The 1,605-nt window shown below is 61.5% G+C and carries 1 protein-coding gene; it reads right to left on the reverse strand.

Annotated features, from left to right (window positions below; all coding sequences use genetic code 11):
- Positions 1–1,466, reverse strand: a 1,466-nt coding sequence (locus AWC07_RS03710; RefSeq protein WP_244187471.1) for a condensation domain-containing protein, incomplete at its 3' end; no start/stop codon positions are given.
- Positions 1,467–1,605 lie beyond the last annotated feature (139 nt).

The following is a 1,605-nucleotide window of genomic DNA, read 5'->3' on the forward strand; positions in this document are numbered from 1 at the left end:
CGGTAGCTCAACGTGACACCGTTACACGTCAACGCCGGCCCCCCCGGCGTGCGCGCTACCTGCGCAGCAAACAACTGGGGCACGGTCGCTTTTGATATTGCGGTTAGGTTGGTGACGGCAGTGGTGTTGGAATGCAGCAATATCTGGTCGCGTTCGGCGTTGTCGAGGATGTCGATCCGATCAATCCGTCGGTGGGGGTCAGTGGTGATCGTCCGTAGGACGCGCAGGTAATAATCGGCGAACTTTTCGACGGTGTCGCGGTTGAATAGGTCGGTGGCGTATTCGATGCTGCCCGGTAGCGGTTGCGGTTGTCCGGAGGTCGGGGGCAGATCCATGAGGTTGATGAACAGGTCGAACTTGGCGGTGCCGGTTGGCGCGGGTAGAAATTCGATTGCAAGCTCGGGCAATTCCACTTTGGGGAGAGGATTGTTTTGCAGCGCGAACGCCACTTGGAACAGTGGGTGATAGGCGGTTGACCGTTTGGGGTTGATCAGTTCGACAAGTCGTTCGAACGGGGCGTCCTGGTTTTCGTAGGCGGCCAATGCTTTTGCACGTACTTGGTCGAGCAGTTCACCGAAGTCCCGATCGCCTAAGATGTTGAAACGCAACACCCAGGAATTGACGAAAAACCCGATGAGGTCAGTCAGCGCCTGGTCGGTACGCCCGGCAATCGGCCCGCCGATCGTGATGTCATCACCGGCGCCGAGTTTGCTCAGCAGCACCGCCAACGCTGCCTGCAGCACCATCGACATGGTGGCGCCGTGGTGGTGGGCCAGCTGCTGGATCCGTTCCCGCAGTGCCGGTTCGATCGTGAACGTCATGACCTCACCGCGAAATGACTGCTGGGCCGGGCGCGTCCGGTCGGATGCCAACACAGTTTGCTCAGGCGCTCCGGCTAGCTCCGCTCGCCAGTAAGCGACCTGGGCGGACATCACACTGTCGGGATCTTCCTCGCTACCCAGGACCTCATGCTGCCACAGCGTGTAGTCGGCGTACTGGACTGGTAGCGGTGACCATTTCGGCTGCTGACCCTCACAACGGGCGGTATAGGCGGCGGCCAAGTCGCGTGCTAACGGCACAAACGATGCCCCATCAGCGGCGATGTGGTGCATCACCAACACCAGCACGTATTCGGTGGCGGACACCTTCAACAGGTCGGCGCGGATGGGGATTTCGGTGGCCAGATCGAAGCCGTACCGCGCTGCGTGGGCGACCGCAGCAGCCACCTGCGCCCCGCTGCTGACCTCGGTCACCGCGATCGGCACCGCCGCCGTCTCAGCCGGCAAGATCTGCTGCCAGGGAACTCCGTCGGTCTCGGCAAACACCGTACGCAAACTCTCGTGACGAGCCACCACATCACCGATGGCCGCGACGAGCGCCGCTGAATCCAGCCGCCCGGTCAACCGCGCCGCCAACGCAACGTTGTAAGTCGCCGACGGACCTTCGTATTTGTAGATGAACCACAACCGGGACTGTGCGTAGGAGAGGGGTGTGTGTTGTGGTCGGGGGCGGGGTGTGAGTGGGGTTTGTTGGTGTTGGGGTTGGGTGGTGATCCAGTGGGCTAGTGCGGAGATGGTGGGGGTTTCGAAGATGACCCTGGTGAGT

It is taken from the genome of Mycobacterium gastri, assembly GCF_002102175.1.
Taxonomy (GTDB): domain Bacteria; phylum Actinomycetota; class Actinomycetes; order Mycobacteriales; family Mycobacteriaceae; genus Mycobacterium; species Mycobacterium gastri.